This is a genomic window from Metapseudomonas phytobenefica (assembly GCF_043392685.1).
GTDB lineage: Bacteria > Pseudomonadota > Gammaproteobacteria > Pseudomonadales > Pseudomonadaceae > Metapseudomonas.
The window spans coordinates 44,544-50,840 of the sequence record NZ_JBHZGM010000036.1; the positions used below are offsets into that span (position 1 = coordinate 44,544).

The following is a 6,297-nucleotide window of genomic DNA, read 5'->3' on the forward strand; positions in this document are numbered from 1 at the left end:
TCTTTGCGAGGAGTCATAAGGTGAGCGTGAAAGCCGCAAAGCATGCACGAGAATTGCTGCTCAAGGAATACCAGGGTGTGTTGTCCACCCATTCCAAAGCCATGCCGGGCTTCCCTTTCGGATCAGTGGTTCCCTATTGCCTGGATGCCGAAGGCCGGCCGCTGATCCTGATCAGCCGCATCGCCCAGCACACCCATAACCTGCAGAAGGACCCCCGGTGTTCCCTGCTGGTGGGCGAGCGCGGCGCCGAAGATGTTCAGGCCGCCGGCCGCCTGACCCTGCTGGCCGAAGCGCGGCAGGTCAGCGATGGCGCCGAGGTGGAAGCCGCCGCCGCCCGTTATTACCGCTATTTCCCCCATGCGGTGGACTACCACCGCACCCACGACTTCGATTTCTGGTGCCTGGAGCCGGTGCGCGCCCGCTTCATCGGCGGATTCGGCGCCATCCACTGGGTGGATCAGCTGGTGCTGGCCAACGCGTTCGCCGGCGAGGGTGAAGTCGCCATGCTGGAACACATGAACAGCGACCACGCCAATGCCATCGCCCACTATGTGGAGCTGGCCGGGCTGCCGAAGGATCCCGGCGCAGAGATGGTTGGAATCGACACTGAGGGATTCCACCTACGCATTGGTCAGACGCTTCACTGGCTGCCCTTCCCAACATCCTGTAACAACCCAGGTGCGGTCCGTCAGGCCCTGGTACAGCTGGCTCGCGCCGAGTCCTGGCCGACCAGTGGTGAGGCGGTGGCTTGAATTGGCAGGAGGGCGGCTTCATCTAACGGTTTACCGGAAGCCGTTCTTCCACCAAGGAATCCCCTGATGCGCGCTTTTCTCTTTCTGTTCCTGCTCTTTCCGCTGATCGAGCTGGCCGTCCTGATCCAGGTCGGCAGTGCCATTGGCGTCCTGCCGACCCTGCTGCTGGTGATCGGTACCGCCGTACTCGGCAGCGTCCTGCTGCGGGTGGCCGGCGTCGCTACCGCCTGGCGTGCCCGCGAGCGCCTGGCCCGCGGTGAGGTGCCTGAGCAGGAAATGCTCGAAGGCCTGCTGATCGCCGTCGGCGGCGGCCTGCTGCTGTTGCCGGGCTTCATCAGCGACATCTTCGGCCTGCTGTGCCTGATCCCCTTCACCCGTCGACTGTTCATCCGCAACCTGCGCAAGCGCGCCGAAACCCAGGCCATCCGCCAGCGCGCCTTCGCCGACGACCTGGCCGCTCGCAGTGGCCAGACCCGCCCGCACGTGATCGAAGGCGAATACGAGCGCCGCGACCAATAAAGTGCATTTTTTTTGTGGCTGCCCCTTGAAATGGTTCCGGGCGCCCCTATGTATCCGTCACCGCAAGGTTCCTGCCTGTGGGCAGGTCAGATTTCAGCGGCGCGCCTGACACGCCGCAACCGGCCCCGCCGGACATTACCAACCCACCGGTGCCCGCACCGGTCGAGCAACAACACTATTGGGAGAGATCGACAATGAAGCTTCGTCCTCTGCATGACCGCGTCGTCATCCGTCGCAGCGAAGAAGAGACCAAAACCGCTGGCGGCATCGTGCTGCCGGGCTCGGCCGCCGAGAAGCCGAACCGCGGCGAAGTCGTCGCTGTAGGCACCGGTCGCCTGCTGGACAACGGCGAAGTGCGTCCGCTGGCCGTGAAGGTCGGTGACCAGGTGGTGTTCGGCCCGTACTCTGGCAGCAACACCATCAAGGTCGATGGCGAAGAACTGCTGGTGATGGGCGAAAGCGAAATCCTCGCTGTCGTCGAAGCCTGAGTTCCGCAAATCTCCGTCCAAATACCAAAGAATTGAGGATCAATCACCATGGCTGCTAAAGAAGTCAAATTCGGCGATTCCGCTCGCAAGAAAATGCTCGTCGGCGTGAACGTACTGGCCGACGCCGTTAAAGCCACACTCGGCCCGAAAGGCCGCAACGTGGTCCTGGACAAGAGCTTCGGCGCTCCGACCATCACCAAGGACGGCGTTTCCGTTGCCAAGGAAATCGAACTGAAAGACAAGTTCGAGAACATGGGCGCCCAGCTGGTGAAAGACGTTGCCTCCAAGGCCAACGACGCTGCCGGTGACGGCACCACCACCGCTACCGTCCTGGCCCAGGCCATCGTCAACGAAGGCCTGAAGGCCGTTGCCGCCGGCATGAACCCGATGGACCTGAAGCGCGGCATCGACAAGGCCACCACTGCCATCGTTGCCCAGCTGAAAGAGCTGGCCAAGCCCTGCGCCGACACCAAGGCCATCGCCCAGGTAGGCACCATCTCCGCCAACTCCGACGACTCCATCGGCAACATCATTGCCGAAGCCATGGAGAAAGTTGGCAAGGAAGGCGTGATCACCGTTGAAGAAGGCTCGGGCCTGGAAAACGAACTGTCCGTCGTTGAAGGCATGCAGTTCGACCGCGGCTACCTGTCCCCTTACTTCATCAACAAGCCGGACACCATGGTCGCCGAGCTGGAAAGCCCGCTGATCCTGCTGGTCGACAAGAAGATCTCCAACATCCGCGAAATGCTGCCGGTGCTGGAAGCCGTTGCCAAGGCTGGCCGCCCGCTTCTGATCGTTGCCGAGGACGTGGAAGGCGAAGCCCTGGCCACCCTGGTTGTGAACAACATGCGCGGCATCGTCAAAGTCGCAGCCGTCAAGGCTCCGGGCTTCGGCGACCGTCGCAAGGCCATGCTGCAGGACATCGCCATCCTGACCGGCGGCACCGTGATCTCCGAAGAAGTCGGCCTGTCCCTGGAAAGCGCCACTCTGGAGCACCTGGGTAACGCCAAGCGCGTTGTCCTGAGCAAGGAAAACACCACCATCATCGACGGCGCCGGCGCCCAGTCCGACATCGAAGCCCGCGTTGCCCAGATCCGCAAGCAAGTCGAAGAGACCACCTCCGACTACGACCGCGAGAAGCTGCAAGAGCGTCTGGCCAAACTGGCCGGCGGTGTTGCCGTGATCAAGGTCGGTGCGGCTACCGAAGTCGAGATGAAAGAGAAGAAGGCCCGCGTTGAAGACGCCCTGCACGCTACCCGTGCTGCCGTCGAAGAAGGCGTGGTTCCTGGCGGTGGCGTAGCCCTGGTTCGCGCCCTGCAGGCCATCGAAGGCCTGAAAGGCGACAACGATGACCAGAACGTCGGTATCGCCCTGCTGCGTCGCGCTGTCGAAGCTCCGCTGCGCCAGATCGTGGCCAACGCCGGTGACGAGCCGAGCGTCGTGGTCGACAAGGTGAAGCAGGGTTCCGGCAACTTCGGCTTCAACGCTGCTACCGGCGTGTACGGCGACATGATCGAGATGGGCATCCTGGACCCGGCCAAGGTCACCCGTTCCGCCCTGCAGGCTGCGGCCTCCATCGGCGGTCTGATGATCACCACCGAGGCCATGGTTGCCGAAGCGGCCGACGACAAGCCGGCCCCGGCCATGCCTGACATGGGCGGCATGGGCGGCATGGGCGGCATGATGTAAGCCACCCGGCCACCTGGTCCGAAGAAGCCCCGCCTCGTGCGGGGCTTTTTCTTGTGTACGCAAATGCACGGGAGCACGCAGCGTGGTTATGATCGGTGACCGGGCGCCGCAGGGAACTCCCACGCGATTCCCGGTCGAAGTTGCGTTGGTCGGTAAGTGGCCATCACCGGGCTGTTAAATGGAGTTGAGCCGATGCGCATCCTGCTGGTCGAAGACAACCACGACATTCTCGCCAACATGGTCGACTTCCTAGAGCTCAAGGGCTACAGCGTCGACTGCGCGCGAGACGGGCTTTCCGGCCTGCACCTGGCCAGCAGCGAGCACTACGACCTGATCGTGCTCGACATCATGTTGCCGGGGCTGGACGGCTACAACCTCTGTCGGCGCCTGCGCGAAGATGCCCGACGTGATACGCCGGTGATCATGCTCACCGCCCGTGACAGCCTGGACGACCGGCTCCAGGGCTTCCAGTCCGGCGCTGACGACTACCTGCTCAAACCTTTCGCCTTGTCCGAACTGGCCGCCCGTATCGAAGCGGTACTGCGCCGTTCCCAGGGCGGCGGCAAACGCAGCCTGAAGGTGGCCGATCTCAGCTACGACCTGGACACGCTGGAGGTCACCCGTGCAGGCAAGGCGCTCAAGCTCAATCCCATCGGTCTCAAGCTGCTCGCCGTGCTGATGCAGAAGAGCCCGCACCTGGTGCGCCGCGAAGCACTGGAAGAGGCGTTGTGGGGGGATGACTGCCCCGACAGCGACAGCCTGCGCAGCCACATCCACCAACTGCGCCAGGTGATCGACAAGCCCTTCGACAAGCCGCTGCTGCACACCATGCATGGCCTGGGTTACCGCCTGGCGGAGTCTGACGATGGAGTTTAGGCAGAGCCTCGCTCGACGGATTCTCATCGCCTTCGTACTGATGACCGCACTCGTGGGCGGCACCTTCGCGGTGGGGATCATCGAAGTGGTGCACCTGATCGAGGAGCAGTTGATCTCCCGCGATCTGGACAACGAACTCACGCGGGTCCTGACCCAGAACATCGCCCAGGGCCGGACGCCCAGCCTGGACAGCGATACCCGTTTCTACAGCAGCGATGGGCGTGGCCCCTACGCCCTGCCGGAAGAACTCGCCGCTCTGCAGCTGGGCTTCCACGAAGTCTTCGAGGGGGAGCATTCCTACCACGCGCTGGTGCGCGAGATCGATGGCCGGCGCTATGTGATGCTGCAGGACCAGAGCGATTTCGAGGCCCGCGAGCAGGTGCTCTATCGCGTGGTGATGGTCGGCTTCGGCATCAGCGTGGTGCTGGCCCTGCTGCTGGGCTGGCTGCTGGCGCGCAAGGTCATCGAGCCCGTGGTGCGCCTGGCCGGCCAGGTCCGCCATCGTGACCAGTTGCTGGGCATGGCGCCGCCACTGGCGCCGGATTATGCCTCCGACGAGGTGGGGCAACTGGCTCAGGCCTTCGACGACACCCTGGGCCGGCTGCATGAGGTACTGCACCGCGAGCGTCTGTTCACCAGTGACGTCAGCCACGAGCTGCGTACACCGCTGATGGTGCTGGCCACTTCCTGTGAACTGCTGGCGGAGAACCCCGGCCTCGATGCCCGGGGCCGCGCCCAGGTGCGGCGCATCGCTCGTGCCACCGAGGAAATGCGCGACCTGGTGCAGACCTTCCTGATGCTGGCGCGCTCCCAGAGCGATGAGGCCAGCGTGGCGCCCCAGGCGAGCCTGAGCAGCGTGGCCGATGATCTCGCCAGCCAATGGCGCGCGGCTATCGAGCACAAGGGGCTGAGCTTCGAATACCAGCCGGGGCAACCCCAGGAGCGGCGCTACAACGCTTCCTTCCTGCGCTCGGTGCTAGGCAACCTGCTGCGCAACGCCCTGCATTACACCGACAGCGGCAGCATCCGCCTGATCCTGAAGGGCGACGGATTCGTGGTGGAGGACAGCGGCGTGGGCATTCCCGAGGAGGATCGCGAGGCGATGTTCCGCCCCTTCGTCCGGGGGCCTGCCAGACGCGGCGACGGCCTTGGGCTGGGCCTTTCGCTGGTGCAGCGGATCTGCGACAACCAGGGCTGGACCGTCAGCCTGAGTGCCTCCCAACCCACGGGTTGCCGATTCGAGGTAGACCTCAAGGGAAACCCCCACTCCGCTTCTTGACGATTTTTTCACCAGTTGCTGGCTAGAGTGGCAAGCCAGCACTCCCCGGCCCGCCCGAAAGCACCCGTTCACCCGAACTGTAACAATCGGCTGCTAACCTCGACCGCCTCACCAGGGCGGCACCTTTCGGCTGGCCAAATGGCGCCGGAGAGGCCTGGCAGTGGGCATCGCGCCTGCGCAGGGTCAGGGGAGACAAAGGCACCATTCGTCGCTGGGTTGGGCACACTGGGTGTTGCTGATCTAGGGTTATGAAGCAGCGTTTGGCAGCGCTATCAAGGGGTTGCGATCATGAAGTTAGAAGTCACGCGAGCTTTGTTCCTCGTCGGCGCCTTGGGACTGGCCTCCCTGGCAGTGGCTGCCTGGCATGAGCCTTCACCCGCCGTAGTCAGCGTCAATGGCCTGGGTTATTGCCCGCTACCACCCAACGCCCGGGTGAAGGCCGATGTACAACCGGACCGGAACCTGCTGCTGTTCATGTTCGGACTGTCACAGGGGCTACGCGGCCAGGAGTGACCGAGAACTCCGCAAAACCGGAAGTTTCGCGTTTCCGGCGATGAACCCAGCAAGAAAAAAGGTTCTTCGCGGAGTCTGGGGGAAGAGCGAGTTGACAGTCAGGGAAGTGGGTAAATTGGCAGTCGCCAAACGAACCAACCCCCACTCCCTGCTGCCGCCGTGCATCCTATTGATCTTGCTC

7 protein-coding genes are annotated in these 6,297 nt (G+C 63.5%); all 7 read left to right on the forward strand.

Annotated features, from left to right (window positions below):
* Positions 1-20 precede the first annotated feature (20 nt).
* The 7 genes from ACFW0B_RS22450 (at position 21) to ACFW0B_RS22480 (ending at position 6,116) form a co-directional block, all read left to right on the forward strand.
* Complete coding sequence (locus ACFW0B_RS22450) at positions 21-752, forward strand: HugZ family pyridoxamine 5'-phosphate oxidase (protein WP_449151186.1); 732 nt, start codon at positions 21-23, stop codon at positions 750-752.
* Between the two features lie 66 nt (positions 753-818).
* Positions 819-1,271 (forward strand): FxsA family protein, encoded by a 453-nt coding sequence (locus ACFW0B_RS22455; RefSeq protein ID WP_449151187.1) that lies wholly within the window; start codon positions 819-821, stop codon positions 1,269-1,271.
* Positions 1,272-1,465: 194 nt separating this feature from the next.
* Positions 1,466-1,759, forward strand: a complete 294-nt coding sequence (locus tag ACFW0B_RS22460; RefSeq protein ID WP_028628402.1) for a co-chaperone GroES — start codon at positions 1,466-1,468, stop codon at positions 1,757-1,759.
* A gap of 48 nt (positions 1,760-1,807) precedes the next feature.
* Positions 1,808-3,448 carry a chaperonin GroEL gene (groL, locus tag ACFW0B_RS22465; protein ID WP_449151188.1) on the forward strand — a complete coding sequence of 547 codons (1,641 nt, stop codon included), beginning with the start codon at positions 1,808-1,810 and terminating at the stop codon, positions 3,446-3,448.
* Positions 3,449-3,640: 192 nt separating this feature from the next.
* Positions 3,641-4,324 (forward strand): response regulator transcription factor, encoded by a 684-nt coding sequence (locus ACFW0B_RS22470; protein ID WP_449151189.1) that lies wholly within the window; start codon positions 3,641-3,643, stop codon positions 4,322-4,324.
* A complete protein-coding gene (locus ACFW0B_RS22475; protein WP_449151190.1) occupies positions 4,314-5,603 on the forward strand; it encodes a sensor histidine kinase in 1,290 nt (429 codons plus the stop codon). The genes ACFW0B_RS22470 and ACFW0B_RS22475 overlap by 11 nt, the downstream gene beginning before the upstream one ends.
* Positions 5,604-5,891: 288 nt before the next feature.
* Positions 5,892-6,116 (forward strand): hypothetical protein, encoded by a 225-nt coding sequence (locus ACFW0B_RS22480; protein WP_449151191.1) that lies wholly within the window; start codon positions 5,892-5,894, stop codon positions 6,114-6,116.
* The last annotated feature ends 181 nt before the right edge of the window (positions 6,117-6,297 follow it).